This is a genomic window from Enterobacter cloacae complex sp. SHL009 (assembly GCF_049237205.1).
GTDB classification, from domain to species: Bacteria; Pseudomonadota; Gammaproteobacteria; order Enterobacterales; family Enterobacteriaceae; genus Enterobacter; species Enterobacter cloacae_M.
The window spans coordinates 42,605-57,394 of the sequence record NZ_JBMKIW010000001.1 but is presented as its reverse complement, the minus strand read 5'-3'; the positions used below and the strand labels follow the sequence as shown (position 1 = coordinate 57,394).

Below are 14,790 nucleotides of genomic sequence, written 5' to 3'. Positions count from 1 at the left end.
ACGTTTAATGAGGAGATATTCGCCTTCACGCAAAGGTTACTATCTCCTCTTTCTTTGAGACATATTTATGCGACACAGTTATTTATTAAGCGCGCTTTTACTGACCGCAGTAACAGCCCATGCAGGTGTGATCATTAATGGCACCCGACTGGTTTATCAGGGAGAGAAAAAAGAGTCTTCGATTGGGGTTTCCAATCCGGATGATATTAACTATCTGGTACAATCCTGGGTGGATACCGGTTTGAAAAAAGGCGGTAAAGCACCGTTTCTGATTACCCCGCCGCTGTTCCGTCTGAATGCTAAAGAAGATAACGTGCTGCGCGTGGTACGCACCGGCGGAAATATGCCGGAAGATCGCGAGTCGTTGTACTGGTTAAATATTAAAGCCATTCCTTCTTCAAGCCATGAAGAGGGCGTTAATACATTACAAATCGCCATTAATACCCGTATTAAATTGCTGTATCGCCCTACTTCGATTAAAGGCAAACCCGAAGCGGTGGCTGATAAACTGGAATGGCACCGCGAAGGCAACGATCTGGTGGTCAACAACCCTACTCCTTTTTATATGAATTTCCAGAGCGTAACGCTGAACGGCCAAAAAGTAACAAAAGCGACCTGGGCTGTGCCAAATACCGCTACCCGCTTTGCCCTTCCGTCAAATATGAGCGGTAACACCGTGAGCTGGTCGGTCATTAACGATTACGGAAGCATCAGTAAAACCTGGTCTGCATCCGTTCGTTAATACTCTATTCGACGCCTGGATAATCATGTACAGCACAACTAAGCCGCTATTACGTCGACTGCGTGAAATGCTGCCCACTTTTTGTGGGATAGCGGTGACATGCTGCGCGCTCCAGGCCCACGCTGATGATTATTTTAACCCTGCCCTGCTGGATATTGATAATCCAGAGCAGGCAAAGACCGATCTCTCTGTTTATGAAAAAGGTCCCGGTCAGGCGCCAGGCAAATATCAGGTAACGATGTTCGTCAATAACAATAAAATCGACACCCGTGACGTCCTTTTTACATTACAAAAAGATGCGCAGGGAGATGATTCCCTGCAGCCCTGCCTGAGTCTGGATGAATTAACGCATCTGGGCATCAAAACAAAAGATTATCCAAAGCTGGCGGCAAAAGGGGAATGCGCGGATCTCAGCGCCATCCCTTCGGCCTCGGCGACTTTCCGCATCAAAAACCAGCAACTACTGCTGAGTATTCCCCAGTCGGCGCTGGGCCAGGTGCCTCGCGGCTACATCGATCCGAAAGAGTATGACGAAGGGATCACCGCGGGCATCCTGAACTATAGCGTTAACGCCAGCCAAAGCCGCGCCCGCCAGCAGGGGAAAGCGGACAATAGCAGCCAGTTTATTAATCTGCGCCCCGGCTTTAACGCCGGTGCCTGGCGCGTGCGTAATTACAGTACCTGGAACCACAATTCGGACGGGGGTCAGGACGACGGCAAGCTGACCCCGGTCTATACCTATGCCCAGCGCGATATCGTGGGGCTGAAGAGCGAATTGACCGTGGGGCAGAGCAGCACCCAGGCCGACGTTTTCGACAGCGTCTCTTACACTGGCGCACAGCTGGCTACCGAAAGCGACATGCTGCCGGACAGCGAGCGCGGTTATGCCCCGGTGGTACGCGGCACGGCGCACAGTAATGCCCAGGTGGTGGTTCGCCAGAATGGCTACGTTATCTATCAAAACACCGTGGCCCCCGGCGCGTTTGAGATTAACGATCTCTACCCCACCGGCAGCAGCGGCGATCTGAACGTCACGGTAAAAGAGACCGACGGCAGCGAGAGTCATTTCGTGGTGCCGTTTGCCTCCGTGCCGGTGCTGCAGCGGGAAAAACACCTGAAATACAGCGTCGCGGCAGGGCGTTACCGTTCATACGATAAAGAGGTTGAGAAGACCCCTTTCGCCCAGGGCAGCGCCATCTATGGCCTGTCACACGGGGTCACCCTTTACGGCGGTACGCAGCAGAGTTCGCATTACCACTCCGCCGCGCTCGGCGCAGGGAAAAACCTTGGCGACCTCGGCGCGTTCTCCTTAGACGTTACCCGCGCCAAAGCGTTACTGAAAAAGCGCAAAACCAGCAAAGGGCAATCCCTTCGTCTGCGCTATAGCAAAAATTTTACCGCGACCGGCACTAGCTTCTCGCTGGCGGGTTATCGCTACAACAGCAAAGGCTTTTACACCCTGCAGGACACTATGGAGTCCTGGACTCGTGCAAACGACTGGTCCGCTCCACAGCAGCGCCGCGCACGAGCGGAGGCCACCATCGACCAGACGCTGGGCGATAAGTGGGGTTCGGTGACGCTAAGCCTGGTGAAAGAGCGTTACTGGAGCCAGAGTCAGGATATGACCTCCCTGAGCGTGAGCTACAACAACAGCTGGCACGGCGTGAGCTATAGCCTGAGCTACAGCGTCAATAAAAACAGCGACGACATGGACGAGGACGGTAAATCCATCAGCGATGACCGACAAATCGGCCTCAACGTGTCGGTTCCGCTCGACCGCTGGCTGCCTGACACCTGGGCAAACTACAGCCTGAACAACGGTAAAGACGGCACCACCCACAATCTGGGCCTGAATGGTACCGCGCTGGAGGGAGACAAGCTGAGCTGGAACGTTCAGCAGGGACTGGACAGCGCCAATAACAACACTTCTACCAGTATGAATGCGGATTACAAAGGTACCTACGGTGAAATACGCGGGGGCGTCAGCCAGGACAGCCATCAGCACACCGTGAGCGCCGGGATCCAGGGCGGCATCGTCGCCCACTCTGACGGCGTCACCTTCGGTCAGACCCTGGGCGAAACCGTGGTGCTGATTAAAGCGCCGGGAACACACGGCACGCACGTTGCCAACCAGACGGGCGTGGAAACGGACTCTCGCGGCTATACGCTGGTGCCCTTTGTCACGCCGTGGCGTCACAACCCCATTTCACTGGACACGGAGACACTGCCAGACGATGCCGACGTCACGCACGCCTCGCAGACGGTAACACCATCACGCGGCGCGGTAGTTCGCGCCAGCTTCGATACTCGCGTGGGCAACCGCGTCTTAATGACCCTCGCCTGGAATGATAAACCGCTGCCCTTCGGCGCAACGGTTACCACGGAAGATAAGAGCAGTGAATTTATCGTCGGTAACGACGGCCTGGTGTATCTCACCGGACTGCCGCAGCACGGACGCCTTTTCGTTTCCTGGGGCAAGGAGGGGAGCGAGCATTGCGTCGCCGATTACGCCCTGATGCAAGAGAAGGATAACACCAACATTATTAATGCTGCGGCGCAGTGTCACTGATTAACACCGGACCGATCATGATGCAGATAGCAAAATCATTTTTCTTACTTTTAGTTCTGGCGACGGCAGCACTCTTTATGCCGCACGCAAAAGCTTCTTGCCAATCGCCGAGCCTGCCCGCGCTACTATCATTAACGTCGATTTCGGTCTCCACCAGCCTGCCCGTGGGTTCGACCATTCCGGGAACTGAACGCACCGTGCACATATCGGGAAACTGTTACTACGCGCCGGATGCGGGTCAGCCAATCATCGCGTGCTACAACGGCTTCGGCAAAGAGATCCCCGGGCTCCCTGGCGTCTATGAAACAGGCGTTGCTGGTATCGGTATCTCGCTAAAAAATGATAAAGGACAGCGCGTGACCGGCGCTGCGGACCAGATTTGTTCGGCGAACATGCCCGTAGGCCAGGTCTCCGGTACGATAAACAGTGACTCTACCATCCCCTTTAGCTTTGACGTGATGCTGGAACTGGTAAAAACCAGCGAAACCGTGGCTTCGGGCGCACTGACAATGAGCAATACGCAATTCAACCTTGCAGTGGGACGCGTTGAGGCCCTGGGTGACCCTAATACCCTCTCTTACTCAGGCAATGTTCAGGTAAAAGCAGTGACCTGTTCGGTGTCACCTAAATCCCTGACCGTCACGCTGGGTGATTTTCCGGTGAGCCGTTTTACCGGTCCGGGAACCCTGGTCTCACAGTCGGTATTCAATATCGGCATGCTCTGCGATCGGGATGTACAGCCGGAAATGATGATCACCAGCGCCAATGGCTATGAAACGAATTTTCCCGGCGTGATCAAATTAACGCCGGAAAGCGGCGTCGCCACCGGCGTGGGGGTGAAAATGCTCTTTGACGGTCAGATACCTGTTTTCGGGCAATATATGAATACCTTTACCGCCTATGCCAATGTCCAGTCGCAATATCCCTTCAGCGTCTCTTACGAACAAACCAGTTCGGAGGTGACGCCCGGAACGGCGAATGCCGTCGCAACCATTACGGTAGCCTACAAATGAAAACGTTATTAACCCTTTTACTGCTTGGTGTGGCCAGCCAGAGCCTGGCGGAAGAAATTCAACTCGATGTTCGCGGAAACATTTATGCCAACGCCTGCCAGGTGGACAGCGCCAGCCAGAACCTGACGGTCAATCTGGGCAAAGCGAATACCGGCGATTTTAAGGACGTGGGCGATACCGGACAATGGACATCATTCGACTTAACCCTGTCGAAATGCCCAACCACTTCCGTGCTGGCCACGGCCACCTTTCACGGTCAACCAGACAGCCTTCATCCGACTAAATTCGCCAGCACCGGAACCGCGAAAGGACTGGCGCTGGAGCTTGCCGACCCGCAGGATCAGATCTCGCTTGCCCCGGACGCCAGCTTCAGCGTGCTGATCAACCAGAACAATCACACGGCGGATTTCCCGCTGGCCGCCCGCTATTACGCCACCTCATTGCCGGTCACGGCAGGAACGTTCAGCAGCGTGGTACAGGTGACCTTCATTTACCAGTAGGACTGCGCCCCTTAGCACGGATGCTTTTCTTGCGCCCGGCGGCTGGTTTTGCCGGGCGTTTTTTTACCTCGGGCACCTCTGGCTGTTCGATCGGGAAGATCGGCAGGGCGTTCAGGAGCCGTTGGCCGTAATTTTTGGTGAGCAGGCGTTTGTCATAAATCACCACCTCGCCCCAGCAGCCGTGGCTACGTATCAAGCGGCCGACCTGCTGAATCAGATTAAACGACGCCGCAGGTAAACTCTGCACCTCAAACGGATAGCGGTTGAGGCTTTTCAGCCACTCCCCCTCGGTAATCACCACCGGGCTGTCGATAGGCGGGAAGGCTATTTTATGGATATGCACCTGCGTCAGGTAATCGCCTTTCAAATCCAGACCTTCAGCAAACGACTGCAACCCCACCAGCACGCTGCGCTCGCCGCTATCAATGCGTTTACGGTGGGTTTCCACCAGCCGGTAGCGCGGCTGCTCCCCCTGCACCAGCAGGAGTAAACGCAGATCGGTGACGTGTTCGAGGAAGCGCTGCATCGCCCGCCCGCTGGCAAACAGCACCAGCATGCCGGGGTACTTTTTACTCTCGACCTGATCGCGGAAGTAGGCCGCCATTTCAGCGATGTGCTGCTCTTCGTTATCAATAAGCGGCTCGAATTTCATGCGCGGAATGACCAGCTTGCCCTGCTCGCAGTGGTTAAACGGCGAGTCCAGCGCCACAAAGCGGTCGCCCGCTTTCTCTTTTAGCCCGCTCATCTCCTGCAGCCTTGAAAAACTGTTCAGGGAGCGCAGCGTGGCAGAGGTGACAACAACGTGCGGCACGCTGCGCCAGATCAGCTTTTCCAGCTGATCGGCCACGCGGATGCCCACGCAGTGGAAAAAGAGATGAACCTGCCCGTCCCGCACTTCGCGAGTGGCCCATTTGGTGACCGGCGCGCCGGACGCCTGCGCCATCGAGGCCAGACGCCAGAGCTTGCTTTGCGCTTCGAACATCCCCAGCGCGCGGTTCATCTGCAGCAGAACGCGGTGCAGACGTACCACGTCATGCGAGCCGGTTTTCTCGCTGAGATCGTTTAAGAACATCTCCGCCAGCCCGCGCAGCTTTTCCAGATGCTTCGCCAGCTGCTGGCAAATCTCCATCACCTCTTCCGGCAGCTCACCCATCGCAAAGCGGTGTTCGGCTTCCTGGGTTGCCGGAAGATAAAGATTCAGGATGTTGTTCAGGGATGAGATGAGGCTATACACCTCTTCGCAGTGGTCGCTCAGCCGCTCCGGCACCGCCAGCGGCGGCGTGGTTTTCGGGCGGAACTGCTCCATGCAGGTCGCCACCAGCTTGCAGAAGAGATCCAGCTGCAGGCGGAACCAGGGCGCGGTGATTTCGGCGCTCATCTCCAGCGCGTCACGCGCCACGTCCGGCAGATGATGACCTTCATCAAGCACCAGCAGCAGGTTTTTCGGCTCCGGCAGCACCGCTTCGCTCTCCAGCGCCGCCATTACCAGGGCGTGGTTAGCCACCACCACTTCGGCTTCCTGAATTTCGCGCCGGGCGACAAAGAACGGGCATTCGCGGTAGTAGTGGCAGTTGCGGTTCAGGCAGCTGGCTTTGTCGGTGCTGAGCCTGCGCCACAGGTCATCGCTGATGGCCTGACTGGTGTGATCCCGCAGGCCGTCCCACTTATAGCCGTCGAGCTCGGCTTTGAGTTTTGCACACTGCTCCTGCTCGGCCTTATTGTTTGGCGTCAGCTCGTCATCCAGAAACGCGAGCAGATCCTGCTGATTCGGCTCGCTGCTGGCCAGCGCCGCCAGGTTACGCGGACACACGTAACGCCCGCGCCCAAAGGCTGCCGTAAACCGCAGGTCGGGGATAATTTTGCGCAGCAGGGGTAAATCCTTGCTGAAGATCTGGTCCTGCAGCGCCACGTTGGCGGTGCTGACCACCAGCGTTTTGTCCTCTTCCCGCGCAATCGCGATGCCGGGAATGAGATACGACAGGGTTTTCCCGACGCCGGTTGGGGCTTCAATCGCCAGATGTCGCCCGTCGTCCCCGGCGAGCGTTTTTGCCACGTCAGCAATCATCTGCCGCTGCGGCGCTCGGGGGATAAAATCGGGGATCTGCTGTTGTAGCGCCTTATACCATGCGCCAATTTGCGCCTTGAGCGCAGCGGTTAAAGCCATCGGAAAACCTGAAACACTGTATAAACAGCCACTATTGTGGCACTTTCTCTTCGCTGCCGCAAAAAGAAAAGCCCGGCTTTACGACCGGGCTTCCAGATTACTGCGGGTTAGCGGGCTTGCGCGGGCGGCGTCGACGCTGCCCTTCTCCTGCCGGTTTCCCTTCGCCGCTGCGCCACGGGTTTTCACCCGCCGGTTTGCTGTCGTTGTTACGACGCGGCGGTTTGCCGGATGATTTCGGCGCGCTACCTTCGGCACGACGCGGCTGCTGACCGCGACCGCCGCCGCCCTGGCCACGTCCACCGCCGCCCTGACGACCGTTCTGAATCGGCTCGGCTTTGATCGACGGATCCACTTCGTAACCCGGGGTTTCGATGCGCGGGATCTCTTTCTTCAGGAGGCGCTCGATGTCGCGCAGCAGCTTGTGCTCGTCCACGCAGACCAGAGAGAGCGCTTCACCGGTTGCCGCCGCGCGGCCGGTACGGCCGATACGGTGAACGTAATCTTCCGGCACGTTCGGCAGCTCGTAGTTCACCACGTGCGGCAGCTCTTCAATGTCGAGACCACGGGCAGCGATGTCGGTCGCCACCAGCACGCGGATGTCGCCGGATTTAAAGTCCGCCAGCGCACGGGTACGCGCGCCCTGGCTCTTGTTACCGTGAATGGCGGCGCTGCGGATGCCGTCTTTATTCAGCTGTTCCGCCAGGTGGTTGGCGCCGTGCTTGGTGCGGGTAAAGACCAGCACCTGCTGCCAGTTGCCCTGACCGATCATCTGGGAGAGCAGTTCCCGCTTGCGCTTTTTATCCACAAAGTGAACGTGCTGCGTCACCTGCTCGGAGGCGGTGTTGCGGCGCGCGACTTCCACTTCCAGCGGGTTATGCAGCAGCTTTTCCGCCAGCGCCTTGATCTCGTCGGAGAAGGTCGCGGAGAAGAGCAGGTTCTGACGACGCGCAGGCAGCTTGGCCAGCACGCGACGAATATCGTGGATGAAGCCCATGTCGAGCATGCGGTCGGCTTCGTCCAGCACCAGAATTTCGATGTTATCCAGCTTCACCGCGTTCTGGTGTTCGAGATCCAGCAGACGGCCCGGCGTTGCTATCAGCACGTCCACGCCGCCGCGCAGCTTCATCATCTGCGGGTTGATGCTGACCCCGCCGAAAACCACCAGCGAGCGGATGTTGAGATATCGGCTATAGTCACGCACGTTCTCACCAATCTGCGCCGCCAGCTCGCGGGTTGGGGTCAGGATCAGGGCACGAACCGGACGACGGCCTTTGGCGTGCGGCTGGTTTTTTACCAGCAGCTCTAACAGCGGCAGGGTAAAGCCCGCGGTTTTGCCGGTACCGGTCTGGGCGCTCGCCATCAGGTCACGGCCCTGAAGAACGGCGGGGATCGCCTGCTGCTGGATTGGGGTTGGCTCAACGTAGCCCTGCTCTGCGATCGCGCGCAGAATTTCCGGGTTCAGGCCAAGGGAATCAAAAGACATAAAAACTCCGAACCGCCCCGACCATCACAGGTGTAGTTTTCAGGGAGATATAACGAATAGGGGAGGACAAAAACCACAATGTCGCGAAGGAGCGGAGTGTAGCAGCTTTTGTGACGTAGCGCATAAAATATCCCTCAGCGTTCCCTCGACGTAAGCGGGAATCAGGCATAATCTTAATCAATCGATTGATTAATTCTTAATGCCGCCATGAATACGACACCCACAACAACCAAAGGTGAACAGGCCAAAAATCAGCTTATCGCCGCCGCGCTGGCGCAGTTTGGTGAGTACGGGCTGCATGCAACCACGCGCGATATTGCCGCGCTGGCCGGGCAGAACATTGCGGCGATTACCTACTATTTTGGCTCAAAAGAGGATTTATACCTCGCCTGCGCCGAGTGGATCGCCGATTTTATCGGCACGCAGTTTCACCCGCACGTTGAGGAAGCCACCGCGCTGCTCGGCCAGCCGTCGCCGGATCGCGCCGCCGTTCGCCAGCTTATTCTCAATGCCTGTCACGATATGATCCGCCTGCTGACGCACGACGATACGCTCAACCTGAGCAAGTTTATCTCCCGGGAGCAGCTCTCCCCGACCGTCGCCTACCAGCGGGTACACGATCGGGTGATTGAGCCAATGCACTCGCACCTGACCCGGCTGATCGCCGCCTATACCGGGCGGGACGCCAGTGATACCGAGACAGTTTTGCATACCCACGCCCTGCTGGGTGAAATCCTTGCCTTCCGTCTGGGCAGGGAAACCATCCTGTTACGCACCGGCTGGACACAATTTGATGAGGATAAAGCCGCGCAGATTAGCAAGGTGATCGCCTGTCACGTCGATCTGATCCTGCAAGGCTTAACGCAAAGGAGCCTGAAGTCATGAAAAAACCTGTCGCCATCATTCTGGTGGTTGTTGTTTTGCTTGCCGCCGGAGTCGGTGGATGGCTGTGGTATCAGAGCCATCAGGATAAAGGCCTGACGCTGTACGGTAACGTGGATATTCGTACGGTGAACATGAGCTTCCGCGTGGGCGGACGTCTCGCCTCGCTGAGCGTGGACGAAGGCGATGCCATTAAAAGCGGGCAGACGCTGGGGATGCTGGATAAAGCGCCCTATGAAAATGCGCTGCTGCAGGCCAAAGCGGGCGTGTCCGTCGCCCAGGCGCAGTATGACCTGATGCTGGCTGGCTATCGCGACGAAGAGATCGCCCAGGCCGCCGCCGCCGTTAAGCAGGCGCAAGCCGCCTATGACTACGCGCAGAACTTCTACGCGCGCCAGCAGGGGCTGTGGAAAAGCCGCACCATTTCCGCCAACGATCTGGAAAATGCACGCTCGTCCCGCGACCAGGCGCAGGCCACGCTGAAGTCCGCGCAGGATAAATTAAGCCAGTACCACACCGGTAACCGACCGCAGGACATCGCCCAGGCGAAGGCCAGCCTTGAACAGGCGCAGGCGCAGCTGGCCCAGGCAGAGCTGGATCTGCACGACACCACCTTAATCGCGCCGTCTGACGGCATGCTGATGACCCGCGCCGTGGAGCCGGGCAGCATGCTCAGCGCCGGCAGCACCGTCTTAACGCTCTCCCTGACCCGCCCGGTCTGGGTACGCGCCTACGTTGATGAGCCAAACCTCGGCCAGATGCAGCCGGGCCGCGAGCTGCTGCTCTATACCGACGGTCGCCCGGACAAGCCGTATCACGGCAAGGTGGGCTTTGTCTCCCCTACCGCCGAATTCACGCCGAAAACCGTTGAAACACCGGACCTGCGCACCGACCTCGTGTATCGCCTTCGCATCATCGTGACCGATGCGGACGACGCGCTGCGTCAGGGCATGCCCGTCACCGTAAAAGTAGACAACGGGGAACGACATGAATGACGCGGTTATTCAGCTCAATAATCTGGTTAAACGCTTCGCGGGAATGGACAAACCGGCCGTCGCGCCGCTGAACTGCACTATCCAGAAAGGCTATGTGACCGGGCTGGTCGGCCCGGACGGCGCGGGGAAAACTACGCTGATGCGGATGCTGGCCGGACTGCTGAAGCCGGATGAAGGCTCGGCCAGCGTGCTGGGCCTGGATCCGATTAAAGACGACGGCGCGCTCCACGCCATGCTCGGCTATATGCCGCAGAAGTTTGGCCTGTATGAAGATCTGACGGTGATGGAAAACCTGAACCTGTACGCCGACCTGCGCAGCGTTACCGGCGAAACCCGGGAGAAAACCTTCGCCCGCCTGCTGGAGTTTACCTCCCTCGGCCCGTTCACCGACCGGCTGGCGGGCAAGCTTTCCGGTGGGATGAAGCAGAAGCTGGGTCTGGCCTGCACGCTGGTGGGCGAGCCAAAAGTGCTGCTGCTGGACGAGCCCGGCGTGGGCGTCGACCCGATATCGCGCCGCGAGCTGTGGCAGATGGTGCACGAGCTGGCGGGCGACGGGATGCTGATCCTCTGGAGCACCTCCTACCTCGACGAAGCGGAACAGTGCCGGGACGTGCTGCTGATGAACGAAGGCGAACTGCTTTATCAGGGCGAGCCGACGACGCTGACGCAGAGCATGGACGGGCGCAGCTTCCTGCTGCACAGCCCGCAGGAGTCCAACCGCAGGCTGCTGCAGCGGGTGCTTAGGCTGCCGCAGGTCAGCGACGGGATGATCCAGGGCCGCTCGGTACGGGTAATTCTCAAAAAAGAGGCCACCGTCGACGAGATTCGCCGCGCGCCCGGCATGCCTGAGATCGAGATGGAAGAGACCGCGCCGCGCTTTGAAGACGCGTTTATCGACCTGCTGGGCGGCGCGGGTACGTCAGAGTCGCCGCTTGCCGCCATTCTGCATACGGTGGACGGCACGCCGGGCGAAACGGTCATTGAGGCCAAGTCCCTCACCAAGAAATTTGGGGATTTCGCCGCCACCGACAACGTCAATTTCGCGGTGAAGCGCGGGGAGATTTTTGGCCTGCTCGGGCCGAACGGCGCGGGAAAATCGACCACCTTTAAGATGATGTGCGGCCTGCTGGTGCCGACGTCCGGCAAGGCGCTGGTGCTGGATATGGATCTGAAGGTCAGCTCCGGCAAGGCGCGCCAGCATCTGGGCTACATGGCGCAGAAGTTCTCCCTGTATGGCAACCTGACGGTCGAGCAGAATCTGCGCTTTTTCTCCGGCGTGTACGGCCTGCGCGGGCGGGCGCAGAACGACAAAATCCGCCGCATGAGCGATGCCTTCGGGTTAACGAACATTGCTTCACACGCCACCGACGAGCTGCCGCTCGGCTTTAAACAGCGGCTGGCGCTGGCCTGCTCGCTGATGCACGAGCCGGATATTCTGTTTCTGGATGAACCCACGTCTGGCGTTGATCCCATTACCCGCCGCGAGTTCTGGCTGCATATCAACAGCATGGTGGAAAAAGGCGTGACCGTGATGGTGACCACCCACTTCATGGACGAGGCGGAGTACTGCGACCGCATCGGGCTGGTGTATCGCGGCAAGCTGATTGCCCACGGCACGCCGGACGACCTGAAAAACCAGGCCGCCGACGATGAGGTACCGGACCCGACCATGGAGCAGGCGTTTATCACCCTCATCCACGACTGGGATAAGGAGAATGCCCATGCGCAGTAAGGCCATTTCCTGGCGCAGGGTGCGCGCGCTGTGCATTAAAGAGACGCGGCAGATCGTGCGTGACCCCAGCAGTTGGCTGATTGCGGTAGTGATCCCCCTGCTGCTGCTGTTTATCTTTGGCTACGGCATTAACCTGGATTCCAGCAAGCTGCGGGTCGGGATTTTGCTGGAGCAGCAGAGCAAAGAGGCGCTGGACTTTACCCACGCCATGACCGGTTCGCCCTACATTGACGCCACCATCAGCGATAACAGGCAGGAGTTGATCCAGAAAATGCAGGCCGGGAAAATTCGCGGCCTGATCGTCATTCCGGTGGATTTTGCCGCCAATATGGCGCGGGCAAATGCCGATGCGCCGATCCAGGTGATCACCGACGGCAGCGAGCCAAACACCGCCAACTTCGTGCAGGGCTACGCGGAGGGGATCTGGCAGCTCTGGCAGATGCAGCGGGCGGAAGATCGGGGTGAAGAATTTAAACCGCTCATCGACGTGCAGACGCGCTACTGGTTTAACCCCGCCGCCATCAGTCAGCACTTTATTATTCCGGGCGCGGTGACAATTATCATGACGGTGATTGGCGCGATCCTGACCTCGCTGGTGATCGCCCGCGAGTGGGAGCGCGGGACCATGGAGGCGCTGCTTTCTACCGAAGTCACGCGCGTCGAGCTGCTGCTGTGTAAGCTCATCCCCTACTATTTCCTCGGCATGCTGGCGATGCTGCTCTGCATGCTTGTCTCGGTCTTTATCCTCGGCGTGCCGTATCGCGGCTCGCTGGTGGTGCTGTTTTTTATCACCAGCCTGTTTTTACTCAGTACACTGGGCATGGGGCTGCTCATCTCCACCATCACCCGCAACCAGTTCAACGCCGCGCAGGTGGCCCTCAATGCCGCCTTTTTACCGTCGATTATGCTGTCCGGGTTTATCTTCCAGATTGACAGTATGCCTGCGGTGATCCGCGCCGTGACCTACATCATCCCGGCACGCTACTTTGTGAGCACGCTGCAAAGCCTCTTCCTGGCGGGGAATATTCCGGTGGTGCTGCTCGTCAACACGCTGTTTTTAATGGCGTCAGCGGCGATGTTTATTGGGTTGACGTGGATGAAAACCAAACGGCGACTGGATTAAGGAGCGAACATGTTTCACCGATTATGGACGTTGATACGCAAAGAGCTGCAATCCCTGCTGCGCGAGCCGCAAACCCGCGCCATTCTGGTGTTGCCGGTGCTGATCCAGGTTTTACTGTTCCCGTTTGCCGCCACGCTGGAGGTGACCAATGCCACCATCGCCATTTACAACGAAGACAACGGCAAACATTCCGTCGAGTTAACGCAGCGCTTTGCGCGTGCGAAAGCCTTTACCCACATCCTGCTGCTGAAAAGCCCGCAGGAGATCCAGCCTACCATCGATACGCAAAAAGCGCTGCTGCTGGTGCGGTTCCCGGCGGATTTCTCCCGCAATCTGGATACCTTCCAGACCGCGCCGCTGCAGCTGATCCTCGACGGACGCAACTCCAACAGCGCCCAGATCGCGGCCAACTATCTGCAGCAGGTCGTGAAGGATTACCAGCAGGAGCTGATGGACGGCAAACCGAAGCCCAACAACAGCGAGCTGGTGGTGCGCAACTGGTATAACCCGAATCTGGACTACAAGTGGTTTGTAGTGCCGTCGCTGATCGCCATGATCACCACCATCGGGGTGATGATCGTCACCTCCCTCTCCGTCGCCCGCGAGCGCGAACAAGGCACGCTGGATCAGCTGCTGGTCTCCCCGCTCGCCACCTGGCAAATTTTCGTCGGCAAAGCGGTGCCGGCGCTGATTGTCGCGACCTTCCAGGCCACCATCGTGCTGGGGGTGGGAATTTGGGCCTACCAGATCCCGTTCGCCGGATCGCTGGCGCTGTTTTACTTCACGATGGTGATTTACGGGCTGTCGCTGGTGGGGTTTGGGCTGCTGATTTCCGCACTCTGCTCGACGCAGCAGCAGGCGTTTATCGGGGTATTCGTCTTTATGATGCCCGCGATCCTGCTCTCGGGGTACGTCTCGCCGGTTGAGAATATGCCGGTGTGGCTCCAGGATCTGACGTGGATAAACCCGATTCGCCACTTTACGGATATCACCAAGCAGATCTATCTGAAGGATGCGAGTCTGGATATTGTCTGGGGAAGTTTGTGGCCGCTACTGGTCATCGCGGCCACGACGGGCTCAGTGGCGTACGCGATGTTTAGACGCAACATCGCGTAGCTTTTTCTCTTTGGTCAGCAACGAGACCACCGCAGGCCCTGCGAGGATAGCCAGACCCGCCAGGGCCAGCAGCAAGTTGTTTTGCAGCACGCGCGACAGCAGCCACAGGACAATCATCGCTGCGCCAAAGTACCAGGTGGTGGTGAGCTCTTCGAGCACATCACCCACCTCGCGCCAGCGCGCGTCATGGTGGCGCTGTAGGAACAGCATCGACAGCACGGTGACGCCGTAAAGGACGCATAGCCCCAGGCCAACACGCACCAGCGTGCCGCTCATCCAGCCCATCACCAGTACGGCCACGACCAGTAAATGCAACATTATCTGCCAGCAACTCAGGCCAGTTGCGACACGAACACGTTGTTGCCACTTCATGGCTTCTCTCCTGAAGGATTTTTCTCTGCTTAATCAGACTACCGCACTTTACGGAAAATTCCGTAACGCCGCATCTTTTTGTGACGCCGACTACACTTT

General features: G+C 58.2%; 12 protein-coding genes. 9 read left to right on the top strand and 3 right to left on the bottom strand.

Going from position 1 to position 14,790, the window contains the following annotated elements:
• Positions 1-67 precede the first annotated feature (67 nt).
• The 4 genes from ACOTZC_RS00280 to ACOTZC_RS00265 are packed head-to-tail and all read left to right on the top strand — an operon-like array spanning position 68 to position 4,824.
• Entirely contained in the window at positions 68-742 is a 675-nt protein-coding gene (locus ACOTZC_RS00280; protein ID WP_045403762.1) for a fimbrial biogenesis chaperone, read from the top strand.
• Between the two features lie 25 nt (positions 743-767).
• Positions 768-3,311 carry a fimbria/pilus outer membrane usher protein gene (locus ACOTZC_RS00275; protein WP_421635534.1) on the top strand — a complete coding sequence of 848 codons (2,544 nt, stop codon included), beginning with the start codon at positions 768-770 and terminating at the stop codon, positions 3,309-3,311.
• Positions 3,312-3,331: 20 nt separating this feature from the next.
• On the top strand, positions 3,332-4,324 hold the full coding sequence (locus ACOTZC_RS00270) for a fimbrial protein (protein WP_045403826.1): 993 nt from the start codon (positions 3,332-3,334) through the stop codon (positions 4,322-4,324).
• Positions 4,321-4,824: a fimbrial protein gene (locus ACOTZC_RS00265; protein ID WP_047173460.1), complete on the top strand. Its 504-nt coding sequence runs from the start codon at positions 4,321-4,323 to the stop codon at positions 4,822-4,824. Before ACOTZC_RS00270 ends, ACOTZC_RS00265 begins: the two co-directional genes overlap by 4 nt.
• On the opposite strand, the gene dinG is transcribed toward ACOTZC_RS00265, so the two are convergent.
• Together dinG and rhlE are read right to left on the bottom strand one after the other, a co-directional pair.
• Positions 4,811-6,988: an ATP-dependent DNA helicase DinG gene (gene dinG / locus ACOTZC_RS00260; RefSeq protein WP_047173459.1), complete on the bottom strand. Its 2,178-nt coding sequence runs from the start codon at positions 6,986-6,988 to the stop codon at positions 4,811-4,813. The genes ACOTZC_RS00265 and dinG overlap by 14 nt on opposite strands.
• Before the next feature lie 97 nt (positions 6,989-7,085).
• A complete protein-coding gene (rhlE, locus tag ACOTZC_RS00255; protein WP_047173458.1) occupies positions 7,086-8,471 on the bottom strand; it encodes an ATP-dependent RNA helicase RhlE in 1,386 nt (461 codons plus the stop codon).
• Positions 8,472-8,678: 207 nt separating this feature from the next.
• Between rhlE and cecR the strand changes: the two genes are divergently transcribed.
• The 5 genes from cecR to ACOTZC_RS00230 are packed head-to-tail and all read left to right on the top strand — an operon-like array spanning position 8,679 to position 14,319.
• A complete protein-coding gene (gene cecR, locus ACOTZC_RS00250) occupies positions 8,679-9,356 on the top strand; it encodes a transcriptional regulator CecR (RefSeq protein WP_039261402.1) in 678 nt (225 codons plus the stop codon).
• Positions 9,353-10,348 (top strand): secretion protein HlyD, encoded by a 996-nt coding sequence (gene hlyD, locus ACOTZC_RS00245; RefSeq protein WP_045355736.1) that lies wholly within the window; start codon positions 9,353-9,355, stop codon positions 10,346-10,348. The genes cecR and hlyD overlap by 4 nt, the downstream gene beginning before the upstream one ends.
• Entirely contained in the window at positions 10,341-12,080 is a 1,740-nt protein-coding gene (locus ACOTZC_RS00240; protein WP_421635533.1) for an ATP-binding cassette domain-containing protein, read from the top strand. Before hlyD ends, ACOTZC_RS00240 begins: the two co-directional genes overlap by 8 nt.
• The gene (locus ACOTZC_RS00235) at positions 12,070-13,203 is read left to right on the top strand and encodes an ABC transporter permease (protein ID WP_163353583.1); all 1,134 of its coding nucleotides are present in this window, start codon (positions 12,070-12,072) and stop codon (positions 13,201-13,203) included. The genes ACOTZC_RS00240 and ACOTZC_RS00235 overlap by 11 nt, the downstream gene beginning before the upstream one ends.
• Before the next feature lie 9 nt (positions 13,204-13,212).
• Positions 13,213-14,319, top strand: coding sequence for an ABC transporter permease (locus ACOTZC_RS00230; protein ID WP_063621223.1), 1,107 nt, complete (start codon positions 13,213-13,215; stop codon positions 14,317-14,319).
• Here the strand turns inward: ACOTZC_RS00230 and ACOTZC_RS00225 are convergent.
• Complete coding sequence (locus tag ACOTZC_RS00225; RefSeq protein WP_047173454.1) at positions 14,281-14,691, bottom strand: YbhQ family protein; 411 nt, start codon at positions 14,689-14,691, stop codon at positions 14,281-14,283. The two genes, ACOTZC_RS00230 and ACOTZC_RS00225, sit on opposite strands and share 39 nt — an antisense overlap.
• Between the last annotated feature and the right edge of the window lie 99 nt (positions 14,692-14,790).

Coding starts and splice junctions, on each gene's coding strand:
- ACOTZC_RS00280 (WP_045403762.1), top strand. CDS start 68: ATGCGACACAGTTATTTATTAAGCGCGCTTTTACTGACCGCAGTAACA.
- ACOTZC_RS00275 (WP_421635534.1), top strand. CDS start 768: ATGTACAGCACAACTAAGCCGCTATTACGTCGACTGCGTGAAATGCTG.
- ACOTZC_RS00270 (WP_045403826.1), top strand. CDS start 3,332: ATGCAGATAGCAAAATCATTTTTCTTACTTTTAGTTCTGGCGACGGCA.
- ACOTZC_RS00265 (WP_047173460.1), top strand. CDS start 4,321: ATGAAAACGTTATTAACCCTTTTACTGCTTGGTGTGGCCAGCCAGAGC.
- dinG (WP_047173459.1), bottom strand. CDS start 6,988: ATGGCTTTAACCGCTGCGCTCAAGGCGCAAATTGGCGCATGGTATAAG.
- rhlE (WP_047173458.1), bottom strand. CDS start 8,471: ATGTCTTTTGATTCCCTTGGCCTGAACCCGGAAATTCTGCGCGCGATC.
- cecR (WP_039261402.1), top strand. CDS start 8,679: ATGAATACGACACCCACAACAACCAAAGGTGAACAGGCCAAAAATCAG.
- hlyD (WP_045355736.1), top strand. CDS start 9,353: ATGAAAAAACCTGTCGCCATCATTCTGGTGGTTGTTGTTTTGCTTGCC.
- ACOTZC_RS00240 (WP_421635533.1), top strand. CDS start 10,341: ATGAATGACGCGGTTATTCAGCTCAATAATCTGGTTAAACGCTTCGCG.
- ACOTZC_RS00235 (WP_163353583.1), top strand. CDS start 12,070: ATGCGCAGTAAGGCCATTTCCTGGCGCAGGGTGCGCGCGCTGTGCATT.
- ACOTZC_RS00230 (WP_063621223.1), top strand. CDS start 13,213: ATGTTTCACCGATTATGGACGTTGATACGCAAAGAGCTGCAATCCCTG.
- ACOTZC_RS00225 (WP_047173454.1), bottom strand. CDS start 14,691: ATGAAGTGGCAACAACGTGTTCGTGTCGCAACTGGCCTGAGTTGCTGG.